Annotated in this window: 13 protein-coding genes; 5 read left to right on the top strand and 8 right to left on the bottom strand. The window is 71.9% G+C overall.

The genetic code is table 11. The features are described 5' to 3' along the window. Nucleotides 1–54 precede the first annotated feature (54 nt). The 4 genes from OG254_RS34360 to recG all read right to left on the bottom strand — a co-directional run bounded on the left by OG254_RS34360 (nt 55) and on the right by recG (nt 4,595). Nucleotides 55–1,119: a cell division initiation protein gene (locus tag OG254_RS34360; protein WP_405589567.1), complete on the bottom strand. Its 1,065-nt coding sequence runs from the start codon at nt 1,117–1,119 to the stop codon at nt 55–57. Between the two features lie 67 nt (nt 1,120–1,186). Beyond that, entirely contained in the window at nt 1,187–1,696 is a 510-nt protein-coding gene (gene coaD / locus OG254_RS34355) for a pantetheine-phosphate adenylyltransferase (protein ID WP_147993994.1), read from the bottom strand. Continuing rightward, nucleotides 1,693–2,280 carry a 16S rRNA (guanine(966)-N(2))-methyltransferase RsmD gene (gene rsmD, locus OG254_RS34350; protein WP_405589563.1) on the bottom strand — a complete coding sequence of 196 codons (588 nt, stop codon included), beginning with the start codon at nt 2,278–2,280 and terminating at the stop codon, nt 1,693–1,695. Before rsmD ends, coaD begins: the two co-directional genes overlap by 4 nt. Before the next feature lie 107 nt (nt 2,281–2,387). Further along, nucleotides 2,388–4,595, bottom strand: a complete 2,208-nt coding sequence (recG, locus tag OG254_RS34345; RefSeq protein ID WP_405589560.1) for an ATP-dependent DNA helicase RecG — start codon at nt 4,593–4,595, stop codon at nt 2,388–2,390. Nucleotides 4,596–4,785: 190 nt separating this feature from the next. On the opposite strand from recG, the gene OG254_RS34340 reads away from it, so the two are divergent. Together OG254_RS34340 and OG254_RS34335 are read left to right on the top strand one after the other, a co-directional pair. Further along, nucleotides 4,786–6,621, top strand: coding sequence for an HSP90 family protein (locus OG254_RS34340; protein ID WP_405589557.1), 1,836 nt, complete (start codon nt 4,786–4,788; stop codon nt 6,619–6,621). Then, the gene (locus OG254_RS34335; protein ID WP_405589554.1) at nt 6,621–9,572 is read left to right on the top strand and encodes a tetratricopeptide repeat protein; all 2,952 of its coding nucleotides are present in this window, start codon (nt 6,621–6,623) and stop codon (nt 9,570–9,572) included. Before OG254_RS34340 ends, OG254_RS34335 begins: the two co-directional genes overlap by 1 nt. Before the next feature lie 13 nt (nt 9,573–9,585). On the opposite strand, the gene OG254_RS34330 is transcribed toward OG254_RS34335, so the two are convergent. Continuing rightward, nucleotides 9,586–11,268, bottom strand: coding sequence for a DAK2 domain-containing protein (locus OG254_RS34330; protein WP_405589552.1), 1,683 nt, complete (start codon nt 11,266–11,268; stop codon nt 9,586–9,588). 250 nt (nt 11,269–11,518) lie between these two features. On the opposite strand from OG254_RS34330, the gene rpmB reads away from it, so the two are divergent. After that, entirely contained in the window at nt 11,519–11,704 is a 186-nt protein-coding gene (gene rpmB / locus OG254_RS34325; protein ID WP_003993230.1) for a 50S ribosomal protein L28, read from the top strand. Nucleotides 11,705–11,804: 100 nt separating this feature from the next. On the opposite strand, the gene thiD is transcribed toward rpmB, so the two are convergent. Then, nucleotides 11,805–12,596, bottom strand: a complete 792-nt coding sequence (thiD, locus tag OG254_RS34320; protein WP_405589549.1) for a bifunctional hydroxymethylpyrimidine kinase/phosphomethylpyrimidine kinase — start codon at nt 12,594–12,596, stop codon at nt 11,805–11,807. Beyond that, nucleotides 12,593–13,561, bottom strand: a complete 969-nt coding sequence (locus tag OG254_RS34315) for a thiamine-phosphate kinase (protein WP_351188327.1) — start codon at nt 13,559–13,561, stop codon at nt 12,593–12,595. The genes thiD and OG254_RS34315 overlap by 4 nt, the downstream gene beginning before the upstream one ends. Before the next feature lie 206 nt (nt 13,562–13,767). Between OG254_RS34315 and OG254_RS34310 the strand changes: the two genes are divergently transcribed. Next, a complete protein-coding gene (locus OG254_RS34310) occupies nt 13,768–14,001 on the top strand; it encodes an Lrp/AsnC family transcriptional regulator (protein WP_003997603.1) in 234 nt (77 codons plus the stop codon). A 20-nt stretch (nt 14,002–14,021) separates the two neighbouring features. Further along, on the top strand, nt 14,022–14,531 hold the full coding sequence (locus OG254_RS34305; RefSeq protein WP_405589546.1) for a DUF3515 domain-containing protein: 510 nt from the start codon (nt 14,022–14,024) through the stop codon (nt 14,529–14,531). 15 nt (nt 14,532–14,546) lie between these two features. Here OG254_RS34305 and OG254_RS34300 read toward each other — a convergent pair whose 3' ends face one another. Then, nucleotides 14,547–15,704, bottom strand: a complete 1,158-nt coding sequence (locus OG254_RS34300) for a D-alanine--D-alanine ligase family protein (RefSeq protein ID WP_351188322.1) — start codon at nt 15,702–15,704, stop codon at nt 14,547–14,549. Nucleotides 15,705–15,788 lie beyond the last annotated feature (84 nt).

The raw sequence follows: 15,788 nt of genomic DNA, 5'->3' as shown, positions 1-15,788 counted from the left end.
GACCGAAGAGCCAGGATACTGGACCTTTCGCTCACGGCCCAATCCGGAGGTCCGTTACTGGCCGCGCCCCTGCTCGTACGCACGCAACTGCTCCGGAGTGATCATGCCCGTGTCGAAGAGACTGGTCTCGTCGAGGGCGTACGACTGGTGGGCCTGCTGGGGCTGCTGGGCCTGCTGCTGGTCGTAAGCCGCCTGCTGGCCGTCGTAGCCCTGATAGGCGTAGGGATCGGCCTGCTGGTAGCCGTACGGGTCCTGCTGCTGGGCGTAGGCCTGCTGCTGCGGGTAGCCGCCGTAGGTGTCCTGCTGCTGGTAGCCATACGCCGGCTGCACGGTCTGCGGGTCGTACTGCGGCTGTGCCGGTACGGCCGCCGGCTGCTCGGGCGGGGCCGCCGGGGCGTCCTGCTCGGCCAGCGCGACGAGGTCGGCGAGGTAGTCGGCGTCGCTGGAGTGCTGGGTGCCGATCTCGTCGCCGAGGGCGCCGAGGTCGTCGGTGGCGATCCGGCCGTGCAGCTTCTGCCGGCCGCGGCCGACGGCCTCCAGGGTCTTGGCGAGGACGGCCTCGAAGGCGCCGAGCTTGGCGTCGACGTACTGGTCGGCCGTGCGGCGCAGGGTCTCCGGGTCGTGGCTGCGCTCGGGGGCGTCCTCGTCCTCGTAGCCCTGCTCGTCGAGGCCCGGGCCGGTGCCGAGGAGCTTCTCGCGGCCGCGGCCGACCGAGCCGAGGGTCTTGGTGAGGACGACCTCGAAGTTGGCGAGCTTGGAGTCGACGTAGTCGTCGGCCTCCGCGCGGACGTCCTCGGCCTCCTGGCGGGCCTCGACGAGGATGCGGTCACCCTCGGCCTGGGAGCGGCGGGCGACCTCGGTGTCGGAGATCAGCGAGCCACGCTCGGCGTGCGCGCCCTGGATGATCCGGTCGGCCTCCTGGCGGGCCTGCTCGACCATCTGCTCGCGGTCGCCGATCAGCTCCTGGGCCTGGGCGAGGGAGCCGGGCAGGGCCGCACGGACCTCTTCCAGCAAGGAGAGCAGTTCGGCGCGGTTGACCACGCAGGACGCCGACATCGGCATCGACCGGGCACCTGAGACCGCCGCGACGATCTCGTCGAGCTTGTTCTGTACGTCCACCGTGTGCTCGCCACTCTCTACAGCTGTGATGGAGACGGACGGGACGACTGTAGCCGCCGTTGCCCGTTCAGCCTTGGCGCAGGCGCTTGTTGAGGGCCTCCAGCACCACCGGCGGCACCAGGTGGGAGACGTCGCCGCCCCAGGTGGCGACCTCCTTCACCAGCGAGGACGACAGGAAGCTGTAGGTGGGGTTGGTCGGCACGAAGAGCGTCTCCACGCCGGACAGACCGTTGTTCATCTGCGCCATCTGCAGCTCGTAGTCGAAGTCGCTGACCGCACGCAGGCCCTTGACGATGGCCGGGATGTCGCGTTCCTTGCAGAAGTCGACGAGGAGGCCGTGGAAGGCCTCGACCCGGACGTTCTCGAACTCCGCGATGACCTGGTGGATCAGGTCGATCCGCTCGTCGATCTCGAACAGGCCCCGCTTGGACTTGTTGATCATGACTGCGACGTAGACCTCGTCGTACAGCCTGGAGGCGCGGGAAATGATGTCGAGGTGTCCGTTGGTGATCGGGTCGAATGACCCGGGACATACGGCGCGGCGCACTTGTGATCCCTCGCTCTCCGGTCCGGTCATCGTGCGTCTTCGCACGTAGAGGCGGCGCGACCGTACCAAAACGTTCCCTCGCCGTAACGACGGGCCCTGATCGCTTCAAAACCCTCGGGCCACCGGAATTCTCCGCCTCTGGTGCTGCGCTCCACGGTGACGAGCGCCTCGCGCGCGAGCCAGCCCCCTGAGCGGAGTGTGAGGAGAATCTCGCGAAGATCGTCGTCCGTGACGGCGTAGGGCGGGTCCAGGAAGACGATGTCGTACGGCTCGGTCGGCGCCGGGGTCTGGATGATCTGTTCTGCTTTGCCCGATCTGACCTCGGCGCCGGGGAGGCCGAGACTCTTCACGTTCTCGCGGATGACGCGGGCGGCTCGGGCGTCGGCCTCGACGAGGAGGGTGTGGCCGGCGCCTCGGGAGAGGGCCTCCAGGCCGACCGCGCCGGATCCGGCGTAGAGGTCGAGGACGCGGTCGCCCTCCAGTGGGCCGCCCAGGAGGGCCTGCCAGGTGGAGAAGAGGCCCTCGCGTGCGCGGTCGGAGGTGGGGCGGGTGCCGGTCCCTGGCGGGACTGCCAGGCGACGTCCGCCGGCTGCGCCGGCGATCACGCGGGTCATCTTCGGTCCTTGGTCGTGGACGGCTTTGGGTATCAGTGTGGCTGGTCGCGCCCGCGCGGCGGTAGCCGCATATGGATTACAGCCCCGCGCCCCTTGGGTGGGTCCGCTCACCCCTTTTCCAGGTACTGCTCCCTCTCCTCGTCCAAGAGGGCGTCCAGGGCTGTCCGCAGACCGGGGAGGTTGGTCAGCTCCGGGTCCGCCGCCACCAGCGTCGCCGCCTCCTCCCTCGCCTCCGCGATGATCTCCTCGTCCTCGATGACCGCCAGCATCCGCAGGCTGGTGCGGGCGCCGGACTGGGCCTGGCCGAGGACGTCGCCCTCGCGGCGCTGTTCGAGGTCGATGCGGGAGAGTTCGAAGCCGTCGAGGGTGGCGGCGACCGCGTTGAGGCGCTGGCGGGCCGGACTGGCCTCCGGCATCTCCGTGACCAGGAGGCAGAGGCCGGGGGCGGAGCCTCGGCCGACCCGGCCGCGCAGCTGGTGGAGCTGGGAGACGCCGAAGCGGTCGGCGTCCATGATCACCATCGCGGTGGCGTTGGGGACGTTCACGCCGACCTCGATGACCGTCGTGGCGACCAGGACGTCGGTCTCGCCGGCGGCGAACCGGCGCATCACCGCGTCCTTGTCATCGGGGTGCATACGGCCGTGCAGGACCTCCACCTTGAGGCCGCTGAGCGGGCCCTTGGAGAGCTGGTCGGCCACGTCGAGGACGGCGAGCGGCGGGCGCTTCTCGGCCTCGTCCTCGGGTGACTTCTTCTTCCCGGACTTCTTCGGGTCGTCCTCCTCGTCCCCGATCCGGGGGCAGACGACGTAGGCCTGATGGCCGTTGCCGACCTCCTCGCGCACTCGCTCCCAGGCGCGGGACAGGAAGTGGGGCTTGTCGGCGGCCGGGACGACATGGGAGGCGATGGGTGAGCGACCGGCGGGGAGCTGGTCCAGGACCGAGGTCTCCAGGTCGCCGAAGACCGTCATGGCGACCGTGCGCGGGATGGGCGTGGCCGTCATGACGAGCAGGTGGGGCGGCTGCTTGCCCTTGCCGCGCAGGGCGTCGCGCTGCTCCACGCCGAACCGGTGCTGTTCGTCGACGACGACCAGGCCGAGGTCGTGGAACTGCACCTTGTCCTCGATCAACGCGTGCGTGCCGATGACGATCCCGGCCTCGCCAGTGACGAGATCGAGCAGCGCCTGGCGGCGGGCGGCCGCGCCCATGGACCCGGTGAGCAGCACCACCTTGGTGGCCTGGTCCGCGCCGCCCAGCATCCCGCCCTCGGCCAGCTCGCCCATCATCTCGACGATGGAGCGGTGATGCTGCTGGGCGAGCACTTCGGTGGGCGCGAGCATGGCGGCCTGTCCGCCGGCGTCGACCACGGCGAGCATGGCGCGCAGCGCCACCATGGTCTTCCCGGATCCGACCTCCCCCTGAAGCAACCGGTGCATCGGATGCTCCGTCGCCAGGTCGTCGAAGATCTCCTTGGAGACCTTCCGCTGGCCCTCGGTGAGGGTGAAGGGGAGGCGGGCGTCGAAGGCGGTCAGGAGGCCGTCGGGCTTGGGTTTGCGGGCGACCGCGGGGAGTTGGGCGTCGGCGTGGCGGCGGCGGGCGAGGGCGACCTGGAGGACGAAGGCCTCGTCCCACTTGAGCCGGGAGCGGGCGTCCTCGATGTCGGCCTTGGTGTGGGGGCGGTGGATCTTGAGCAGGGCCTCGGGGAGGGCGACCAGGCCGCGCCCCTCGCGGAGGGTGTCCGGGAGCGGGTCGACGGCCTCCTGGGCGCTGGGCAGGACCGTCTGGATCGCCTTGCCGACCTTCCAGGACTCCAGCTTGGCGGTGGCGGGGTAGATGGGGATCAGGGCGCCGGCCCAGGTCTCGACCGCTTCCTCCGAGTCGCCGCGCAGCAACTCGTAGGCCGGGTGTGCCAGTTGCAGGCGGCGGTTGAAGACCGAGACCTTGCCCGCGAACATCGCGCGTGTGCCCGGCAGGAGATCCTTGTGGGGCTTGTGAACGCCGTTGCCGAAGAACACCAGTTGGAGGCGGCCGCTGCCGTCGGTGATGGTCACTTCGAGGCGCTGGCCCTTGCCGCGCGGGGCCTTGCTGGAGGCGAAGCTGTGCAGGCGCGCGTCGGCGACCATGGCGACCACCGTGACGTGCTCGTCCATGGGGAGGTCGGCGAGGTGGGTGAGCTGGCCGCGCTCCTCGTATCTGCGCGGGTAGTGGTGCAGCAGGTCGCCCACGGTGTGCAGGCCGAGATGCTCGGCCATCACCTTCGCGGTGGGAGGGCCGAGCACTTTCTTCAGTGGTTCTTCCAGTGCGGGCACGAGATCCATTCCACACCACGGCACTGACAATGCCGTAGAGGTCACGGCGTCCGTCCCGGTAAACCTCCCGGAAACCCCTGGTCAGGCGGCTCGCTTCGGCCCTAGGATGGCGCGCTCCGGCCATCCCTTCGCGGTCACCGCCTCACCGGGGCCGCCCGACCCCGCGCCGTCGCCAACTCCCCCCAACGGCGCTGCGACGATGGACTCCCAGACCTCACAGTCATCCCAGGCACCTCAGCCATCCCCGTCACCTCATACGTTCCAGGTCGACCTGCGCGGTCTGGTGGACCTGCTCTCCCACCACCTCTACTCCAGTCCGAAGGTCTATCTGCGCGAGCTGCTGCAGAACGCCGTCGACGCCATCACCGCCAGACGCGCCGAGGAGCCGGGCGCGCCCGCCGTGGTGCGGCTGTACGCCGAGTCGGGCACCCTGCGCGTCGAGGACTCCGGGATCGGGCTGACCGAGGCGGACGTGCACAGCCTCCTCGCGACCATCGGCCGCAGCTCCAAGCGCGCCGAGGGGCTTCAGGAGGCCCGGTCCGACTTCCTGGGGCAGTTCGGCATCGGTCTGCTGGCGTGCTTCGTGGTCGCCGAGCGGATCCGGGTGGTCAGCCGCAGCGCCCGTACGCCGGACGCGCCGCCGGTGGAGTGGACGGCGACGGACGACGGTTCGTACACCGTGCGGACGCTGCCGGACGACGCCCGCCGCGAACCGGGCACGACCGTGCACCTGGTGGCGCGGGCAGGGGCCGCCGAGTGGCTGGCCGAGGACCGGGTCCTGGCGCTGGCGCGGGACTTCGGCTCGCTGCTGCCGTACGACGTACGGGTCGGCGGCGAGGCCGTCACCGATCTGCCGGCGCCCTGGGACCGGTCGTACCCCTCCCCCGCCAACCGCCGGGTGGCCCTGGCCCGGCACTGTCAGGACCTGTTCGGCTTCACCCCGCTGGACTCCGTCGAGCTGAACGTGCCGCTCGCCGGGATCCGCGGGGTGGCGTACGTGCTGCCGGCCGCGGTCAGCCCCGCCCAGCGGGCCGGTCATCGCGTCCACCTCAAGGGCATGCTGCTGACCGAGCGGGCCGAACAGCTGCTGCCCGACTGGGCGTTCTTCGTGCGCTGCGTCCTGGACACCGACAGCCTGCGGCCGACGGCGTCGCGCGAGTCGCTGTACGAGGACGAGACGCTGGCGGCCGTACGGGAGGCGCTGGGGACAAGGATTCGGTCCTGGCTCACGGGCCTCGCCGCCGGGGATCCGGAACGGCTGGCGGCGTTCCTGTCCGTGCATCACCTGGGCGTGAAGTCCCTCGCGCGGCACGACAAGGAGATGCTGCGCACGATGCTGCCGTGGCTGCCCTTCGAGACGTCCGACGGGCGGCTGTCCCTGGAGGAGTTCGCGCAGCGGCACGCGGTGGTGCACTTCACGCGGACCGTCGAGGAGTACCGGCAGGTCGCCCCGATCGCGTCCGCCCAAGGCGTCGGGGTGGTCAACGGCGGCTACACGTACGACAGCGAGCTGATCGAGGCGCTGCCGTCGGTGCGGCCCGGGACGGTCGTCGCCGAGCTGGACGCGGAGACCGTGACCGCCCACCTGGACTCGGTCGACCCGGCCGAGGAGCTGGCGCTGTCGGGCTTCCTTGCGGCGGCGCGGGCGAAACTCGACCCGCTGGGCTGTGACGTCGTCCTGCGCGCCTTCCATCCGCTGTCCGTGCCCGCGCTGCACCTGGACGACCGGGCGGCCCGGCACGAGCAGGCGCGCGTGCAGGCCGAGGAGCAGGCCGACGACCTGTGGGCGGGCATCCTCGGCTCCCTGCGCGGCAGTGCGCCACGCGCGCGTCTGGTGCTGAACCACCTCAACCCGCTGATCCGGCGAATCGGTTCGCTGGGCGATCCGGAGCTGATCGGCACCGCCACCGAGTCGCTGTACGGGCAGGCCCTGCTGATGGCGCAGCGTCCGCTCAGGCCCGCCGACTCGGCGCTGCTGAACCGGGCCTTCATCGGTCTGCTGGAGTGGGCCACGAACGGCGAGGGAGGCCGCTGATGAGCGAGATCACCGACTTCGACTCGCTGCGCCGGGCGATGGCGGAGAACGGCGAGGAACCGGAGGGTCCGGCCCGCAACGCGCGCGCGGAGCAGCTGCTCGCCGAGGCGGAGAAGCTGAACGTCCCGCTGGCCGTGATCGAGGCGCTCGGGCACCAGCTGAAGGTCTACAACTACAGCTCCGAGAAGGGCAAGATGTTCGTCCCCTTCGCGCGTCTGCTGCGCATGTGGGACGAACGGCCCGAGGACTTCGACGAGTACGAGATCCATTCGCTGCACTGGGTCTTCAAGTGGATGTCGTCCGGCATGCTCGACCAGCCGCACGTCCCGCTGGCCTCGATCGAGAAGTGGCTCGGCGAGATGGAGCACCGCTACCGGCTCGCCGGGCACTCCGAACGGGCCGTGCGCGGCGCCGAGTTCAGCGTGGCCGCGCATGTCGGGGACGTGGCGCGGGCGGAGCGGGCGTACGGCGCCTGGCTGGGCGCGGACCGCGACACCATGGCCGACTGCCACGCGTGCGAGCTGCACGGGCAGGGGTGGTGGCAGGCGGAGCGGGGCCAGGACGCCGAGGCGCTGCGGCTGTGGGCGCCGGTCCTGGAGGGCGAGTTCACGTGCGCCCACGAGCCGCACACGGTCCTCGCGTCCTCCCTGACGCCGCTGCTGCGTCTGGGCCGCATGGACGAGGCCCGCGCCCACCATCTGCGGGGCTTCCGGCTCGTGCGGGCCATGGAGAGCATGCGCGGGGCGTACGCGGACCACGTCGAGTTCTGTGTGCTGACCGGCAACGAGGCGCGCGGCCTGGAACTGCTCGCGGAGCGGCCGGCGTACTTCACGGACGACGGGCATCCGCGCAGCAAGCTGGAGTTCATGTCGGTGGTGGCCCTGCTCATGGACCGCCTGAGCGCGCTCGGGCTGGGCGAGCAGCAGGTGCCCGGTCCGGCAGACCGCACCTGGACCGCCCGCGAACTCGCCGCCCACGCGCGCGAGGAGGCCCTCGCCCTGGCCGCGCGCTTCGACGAGCGCAACGGCACGACGCACATCAGCGAGCGGGCACGCGCGCGTATGGAGCAGCGCCCGCTGGTGGAGCGGCTGCCGCTGGGGGTGCGTACGGCGGCACGGCCGACACCGTCGGTGCCCGTGCCCGCCGCGTCGAGCGCGCCGCGGGACCCGGGCCCGCGGCCCGACCTGCCGGCGCTGATCGCCGAGGCACGGCGGCTGTCGGACACCCTCCAGCCGGGCGCCGTCGAGGCGTGGGCGGCCGTCTCGCGGGCCGCCGAGGGCGTCGAGCTGGACGCCCGCGACCGCGCGGAGATCGCCGACCACCGGGCGATGGACCTGGGCCCCGAGGGCGTCGCCCTGTTCGAGGAGGCGGCGGGGCTGTACGCGGAGGCGGGCGACCCCGGTGAGGCGCTGGCGGCACGCGCGCGTGGAGCGTACGTACGGGCGCTCCACGGCGAGGTGTCCGAGGCCCTCACGGCGATCGCCGACCTGTACGACCGAGTCCTCGCGCTGTACGCCGAGGACGGCACGGGCCTGCGGCAGACGGCAGCCGTGCTGATGAGCCGGGCGCGGATCCTGATGCGGCGGGTGCACGAGGCCGAGGACGCGACGCCGCAGTCGGCAGCCGGCGCCGAGATCGCCGCCCGTGAGGTGCTCGCGCTCGTCGACGGGCAGTCCGGGGACGACGTACGGCTCGCTGCACGGATCGCCGAGGCGCAGGCGATGCTCGCGGAGCTGGCGGCGCTCGCGGGGAACGTGGAGGGGGCCGCGGAGCTGTTCGCGCGGGCCTCGGCGGCGTTCGTCGGGGCCGGGCTGCCGTGGTTCGCGGTGGAGTACGAGGCCCGGCTGGCCGGGCTCGCGCACCATCTCGGCGACACCGCGGAGGCCGAGCGGGCGCTGCGGGCGGCCCTGGAGCACGGCGGGCCGCACCTGGAGGCCGCGGGGCGGGCGCAACTGCACCTCCAGCTGGCCGAGGTGCTCGGCGGCCGGGGGCTGTCCGAGGAGGCCGCGGAGCACGCCCTGGAGGCGGCGCACTGGGCCGACGAGGCGGGCGAGAGCCGCACGCTGGGCGCTTGGGCGCGCCAGCAGCTGGGCGGGTTCCTGCTGCGGCAGGGACGGTTCGCCGAGGCCGCCGAGGTGCTGGAGTCGGCGCTTGTCGACCTGTCCGCCGAGGCGCACGGCGACGGGGCGGTCGTCCAGACGCAGTGGTGGCTCGGCGACTGTCTGAGCGAGCTCGGCGAGCACCGTGAGGCGGCCGAACGCCGGCTTCAGGCCGCCGAGATCGCCCGGCACTGGCCCGAGCAGCACGACCACGCCACCCTCGCCCACCTGGCAGCCGAGTCCCTGGGCCACGCGGGCCTGCACGCCGAGGCGGACCAGGCGTACGCGCGCGCGGGCACGCTGTGGCGCTCCCTCGGCAATGTCCACGGCCTGGTGCGGTCCCTGCGCGCCCGCGCGTGGCTGGCGCTGCGCGAGGGGGACGAGGAGGACGCAGCGGGCGGGCAGGACTCGGCTCCGGCGCTGATGGCGAGCGCGGTCGAGGAGTGCCGGGCGGCGCTGGAGGCGGTCGACGACGAGGAGGCCCGCGAGCGGCTCGTCGCCGAACTCGGCCACACCCACCGTCAGTTCAGCGACCTCCTCGCGCGTTCCGCCGCGGAGGATGCCGAGGACGAGTCGATCCGCGGCGCGCTGGAGGAGGCCCTGTCCCAGGTGACGCAGGCCGTCGCGGTCTTCGCCTCCCTCGGCGACGACGCCCTGCACAGCCGTACCGGCGCCGAGCTCGCCGCGGGCTGGCTGGAGGCCGACCTGAGCCGTCCGGCCGAGGCGGCGGCACGCGCGCGTGCCGTGCTCGCGGCGTACGACGGCGTCGACGAGGACGACGAGGCGGCGCGGGAGCGGCGCGCGGAGGCCGGGCAGATGCTCCAGGTCGTGGAGGAGCAGGACGGGGCGTAGGTCCCGGCCGGGCTCACTCCACGCCGATGAGCAGCAGCGCCCCCTGCCGCCCGCCGCGGTACACCACCGTGTCGACGGCGAGGTACGACTCACGCACGCGTGCTTCGAGGTGCTCGGCGATCGTCTCGGGCGCCTCGTCGCCGAGGACGAGGGTGACGAGCTCGCCGCCTGCGGAGAGCATCCGGTCGAGGACGCTCTCGGCGGTGACGGTGACGTCCGTGCCGATCACGGCCACGTCGCCGTCGATGAGGCCCAGGACGTCGCCGGCCTGGCAGATGCCGGCCATGGTCCAGGACTGGCGTTCGGCGACGGCGACCTCGGCGTAGCGGGTCGCACCGGCCGCCGACGTCATCGACACGACGTCCTCGTCGAAGCGGCGGTCCGGCTCGTGCACGGCGAGCGCGGCGATGCCCTGGACCGCGGAACGGGTGGGGATCAGCGCCACGCGGATGCCCTCCACGCGGGCCTGCTCGGCCGCGGCGGCCGCGGTGTGGCGCAGGTCGGCGTCGTTGGGCAGCAGCACGATCTCGCGCGCGTGGGCCCGCCGCAGGGCCTCGACCAGCTCTCCGCTGGCGGGCGGCTCGCCCGGGCGGGCGAGGACGGTGGTCGCGCCGGCCTCGCCGTACAGCCCGGCCAGGCCCTCGCCGGGCACGACGGCGACGACGGCCCGCTGGACCCGCTCCCGGGGCAGCCGCTCACCGGTGGTGTGCGCGTCGCCGGCCCCGAAGTGGGTGATCCGGATCCGGTACGGCCGCCCGGCCTCGACGCCCGCCTCCACGGCGGCCCCCGCGTCGTCGACGTGCACATGGACGTTCCACAGTCCGTCACCGCCGACGATCACGAGCGAGTCCCCGAGCCCGTCCAGCCGCGACCGCAGCCGCGCCACGGCAGCGTCCTCGGCCTCCAGGAGGTAGATCACCTCGAAGGCGGGACCGCCCGCCTCCGGCACGTCGGCGCAGTCCTCGGCATCGGGGAGCATGGCGCCGTCACCGCCGGTATTTGAACCGCTCGCCACGCGCGTGTGCGCCCCGGGAGCCACGGGCACCGCCTCCCCCGTGAACGTCTCCACCAGCGCGCCCAGCACCGCCAGCAGCCCCCGCCCCCCGGCGTCGACCACTCCCGCGCGCTCCAGGACCGCCAGCTGTCCGGGCGTAGCGGCGAGCGCGGCACGCGCGCCCTCGTAGGCCGCCCGCGCGACGGTCCCGCAATCGTCGCCCGCGGCACCGTGGGCCGCGTCGGCGGCGGCTGAGGCGACCGTGAGGACGGTGCCCTCGACGGGGTGGGCCACGGCCTCGCGGGCGGAGTCGGCGGCCCGCCGCAGGGCGACGCGCAGACCGGAGCCGTCGGTGTGAGCCGTCTCACCGTCGACGGCGAGCACCTGAGCCATGCCCCGCAGCAGCTGGGCGAGGATCGTCCCGGAGTTCCCGCGGGCGCCTATGAGAGCGCCGTGCGCCATCGCGCGGGCGGCGTCCGCGAGGCTGGGCTTGCCCACGTCGTAGGCGGTGAAGACGGCCTCCACGGCCGCGACCGCCGACTCCACGGTCAGATACAGGTTCGTCCCGGTGTCCCCGTCGGCCACGGGGTAGACGTTGATCGCGTCGATCTCCTCACGCGCGCGACCGAGCGACTCCAGCGCGAGACCGCACCAGGTGCGCACCGCGAGAGCATCGAAGAATGTCTGCGGCACCTGCGCCACCTGCGCCTCCTTGAGCTGCCGGACGTGGCACGCAGCGTAGACCCAGGGCCGGTGGGCGCCGGAAGAGGGCTGGGAGCGGGCCCCTGAGCAGCCATGGTAGTTTCGTTCCACTGGCGCAGTCGTTGTATGCTGCTCCGGTTGCCCGATGCAGATCGGGCCGTTCCCCTGGCAGCGCCACTTCAGATCATTGATCTCGATCCCGGCATGCCGGGATTATCCGTAAGTGCATCTGAAGTCTTTGGAGTGACCCGTGGCTGCCAACTGCGACGTCTGCGGCAAGGGGCCGGGCTTCGGCAACAACATCTCGCACTCGCACCGCCGTACGTCCCGTCGCTGGAACCCGAACATCCAGCGCGTCCGTACCGTGGTCGGCGGGACGCCGAAGCGCGTGAACGCTTGCACCTCGTGCATCAAGGCCGGCAAGGTCTCGCGCTGACGCCCACAGCTTCGCGCGCGGCCACTGCTGGTTCGCTGCACTGAGCCGGTCCACCTCTCGGTGGACCGGCTCTTTGCTATGCCCGGCGGCCGATACGTGGCTACGCGCCGACGCGGAAGCGCCACCCGTGATCCACGGGACCGATCCCGCCGCCCAGCGCGAACCCGGCCTTGATCGCCCCGGTGACGTACTCCTTCGCGGCGGTGACCGCCTCCGGCACGGACTGTCCCTTCGCGAGCCCCGAGGCGATCGCGGAGGCGAGGGTGCAGCCGGTGCCGTGGGTGTGCCGGTTGTCGTACCGGGGAGCCCGCAGCCAGTGCTCCTGGGAGCCGTCGGTGAGCAGATCCACGGCGTCCCCGGGCAGATGACCGCCCTTGATCAGCACCCAGCGCGGCCCGTACGCCAGCACGGCCGCCGCTGCCTCGCGCAGCTGCTCCTCGGACTCGACGTGCACGCCGGTCAACTGCGCCACCTCGTCGAGGTTCGGCGTAGCCACGGTGGCCACCGGCAGCAGCTTGGTGCGTACGGAGTCCAGCGCGGAGGCCGCCAGCAGCGGGTCGCCGTGCTTGGAGACGCCGACGGGGTCGATCACGGCGGGTGCGTCCGTCTCCCCGATCAATTCCGCCACCGTCTCCACGAGTTCGGCGGACGCGAGCATGCCGGTCTTGATCGCCTGGACGCCGATGTCGTCGACGACGCTGCGGTACTGCGCCCGCACCGCCTCCACCGGCAGTTCCCAAGCGCCCTGCACACCGAGGGAGTTCTGGGCGGTGACCGCCGTGATCACGCTCATGCCGTGCACCCCGAGCGCGAGCATCGTCTTCAGGTCGGCCTGAATGCCCGCGCCGCCACCGGAGTCGGAACCGGCCACCGTGAGAACGCCCGGGATCATGACTCGATGTCCCCGCCGAAGTGGTCCCAGCCGCCCTTCCTGGTCCACGGCGCCCCGTCCACCGTGACCTGGGGCAGCGCCGAGGGGTTGAGGACCTCGCCGATGACCTTCCAGCGGGCCGGCAGCTTCACGTCCGGCGGGAAGGTCGCCACGATCGCGTGGTCCTCTCCCCCGGTCAGCACCCACTGGATGGGGTCGACGCCGACGGCCTGCCCGATGTCGTTCATCTGCGTCGGGATGTCGATCGCGCCCGAACGGATGTCGATGCGGACCTTGCTGGCCTCGGCGATGTGCCCGAGGTCGGCGATCAGTCCGTCGCTCACGTCACACATGGCCGTGGCCCCGAGCCCGGCGGCGGCCGGACCCGCGTGATACGGCGGCTCGGGGCGCCGATGTGCCTCCACGAAGGCGCGTGGCGAGCGGAAACCCCGGGAGAGTACGGCGTATCCGGCGGCGGACCAGCCCAGCCAGCCGGTCACGGCGACGATGTCACCGGGCTGCGCGCCGGCCCTCGTGACGGGCTCCTGGTTGCGCAGATCGCCGAGCGCGGTGATCGACACCATGATCGTGTCGCCGCGTACGACGTCGCCGCCGACCACCGAGGCGCCCGCGACCTGGCACTCGTCGCGGATTCCGTCCATCAGCTCGCTGGCCCAGGTCACCGGGAGTTCGGCCGGTACGACCAGGCCGAGCAGCAGGGCGGTCGGCACGGCGCCCATGGCGGCGATGTCCGCGAGGTTCTGCGCGGCGGCCTTGCGGCCGACGTCGTAGGCCGTGGACCAGTCGCGGCGGAAGTGCCGTCCCTCCAGCAGGATGTCCGTGCTGGCGACCACCCTGCGGTCGGGCGCGGCCACCACCGCGGCGTCGTCGCCCGGGCCGACCCGGACCGCCGGGGTGGTGGTGAGACGGGAGGTGAGCTCCCTGATGAGCCCGAACTCACCGAGCTCACCAACAGTGCCCTTCATTTCCCTTACGCCCCTTCTGTCCCTGTCCGCACCCGGTCGCGCGTCCCTACTGTGCTCGCTACGGTCGAGGTGTACGTCAACTTCCGTGGTCCGCGCACCGCGGCGCGGGTGCCCTGGCCAACGAGGGTCTCCCCGTGACGAGCGGTGACGCGATACCGTGGCGTTCCTTTTCCCCACATGATCCTCGTGGCCGCCCTGGAGGTTCCGTGGTACAGGCGTACATCCTGATCCAGACGGAGGTCGGCAAAGCGTCGACCGTCGCCGAGACGATCAGCAAGATCCCTGGAGTCATCCAGGCCGAGGACGTCACCGGACCGTACGACGTCATCGTGCGCGCCCAAGCCGACACCGTCGACGACCTGGGTCGCATGGTGGTCGCAAAGGTCCAGCAAGTGGACGGCATCACCCGCACCCTGACCTGCCCGGTCGTACATCTGTAGCCCCCGTCTACCCTTGGCCGGTGAACTCTTTCCGTCACCGGCGCTTTTCTGTCATCGGGCTGCCCGCGTTCATCCTGCTGGTCATCACCGCGGGCTGCTCATCAGCAGACGGCAGCGCGTCGGCGGCGGTTCCCAGCCCCGGTGCGAAGGCCACGAAGCTGTGCCAGAACCTCGACAAGGTACTGCCGGCCGAGGTGGACGGTGCCGACCGTGAGGACCCCTCGCCCGCGTCCACGCTGACCGCGGGCTGGGGAGACCCGGCGATCATACTGCGGTGCGGTGTCGTACGGCCGCCGAAGATGAGCGACCCCAAGGTGGCCGAGGGCAGGGACGACGACGCGGTGGCCGGTGGCGTGAACGGCGTCAGGTGGTTGATGGAGGAGGACGGCGACGGGGGTTACCGGTTCACCACCGCATTGCGTCGCGCGTACGTCGAGGTCAGCGTGCCGGAAGGCCGGGACAGTTCGAGTGTGCTGATCGACCTGGCCTCGGCCGTGAAGAAGGCGATCCCCGAAGGGATCGCCGACTGAGAGCCGTGACGGCTCCTACCTGAGCCCGGTCGAGCGCCGCAGCGCCGCCTCGATCAGCAGGTCCACCAGGTCCGGGTAGCTGATCCCGCTGGCCTGCCACATCTGCGGGTACATCGAGATCGGCGTGAAGCCGGGCATCGTGTTGATCTCGTTGATCACGAACTCCCCGTCCTCGGTGAGGAAGAAGTCCGCGCGCACCAGGCCCTCGCAGGAGGCCGCCTCGAAGGCGTCCACGGCAAGGCGCTGCACCTCGGCCGTCTCCTCGGGCGTCAGCGGCGCCGGGACGATGCCGGGCGTGGAGTCGATGTACTTGGCCTCGAAGTCGTAGTACGCGTGCGCGTCCGGCGGCGGGATCTCGGCCGGGGCGGAGGCGCGCGGGCCGTCCTCGAACTCCAGCACCCCGCACTCGATCTCCCGGCCGCGCAGGGCCGCCTCGACGAGGATCTTCGGGTCGTGCCGCTGGGCCTCGGCGATCGCCTCGTCCAGGCCGGACAGGTCCTCGACCTTGGTGATGCCGATCGACGAGCCCGCGCGCGCGGGCTTCACGAAGAGCGGCCAGCCGTGGTCGCCCGCAAGGTCGATGATCTTCTTGCGGGCGGCGGACTCGTCCTGCTCCCACTCGCGCGGCCGGATCACCACGTACGGGCCCACCTTGAGCCCGAACGAAGTGAACACCCGCTTCATGTACTCCTTGTCCTGGCCGACGGCCGAGGCGAGCACGCCGGAGCCGACGTAGGGCACCCCGGAGAGCTCCAGCAGGCCCTGGAGGGTGCCGTCCTCGCCGTAGGGGCCGTGCAGCACCGGGAAGACCACGTCGATCTCGCCGAGCGCCTTGGGCACCGATCCCGGCTCGGTGTAGACGACTTCACGGTTCGCGGGGTCGACGGGGAGCACCACACCGCCCTCGCCGGAGTCGGCCAGCTGCTCGACGTTGGGCGTACGGCGCTCGGTGATCGCCATGCGTTCCGGTTCGTCGGCGGTGAGCACCCACCGGCCGCTCTGCGTGATGCCGATCGGCAGGACGTCGTACTTCGTCCGGTCGATCGCGCGCAGTACGGCGCCGGCGGTGACCATGGAGATCCCGTGCTCGGAGCTGCGGCCGCCGAACACGACGGCCACACGCGGCTTGCGCTGCGGCTGGTCAGGGCTCTGGGGGAGGTTCTCGGTGCTCATATCGCGTTGAGGGTACCCGGTGGTAGAGCGCAGCGCCCTGAAGGGGCGCGGGACTGTATCGACATGCGGCTCCGCCGCGGGGCG

It is taken from the genome of Streptomyces sp. NBC_01092, from assembly GCF_045039535.1.
Taxonomy (GTDB): domain Bacteria; phylum Actinomycetota; class Actinomycetes; order Streptomycetales; family Streptomycetaceae; genus Streptomyces.
Note: the sequence above shows the minus strand (reverse complement) of the source record. Positions and strands in the feature narration are given on the sequence as shown.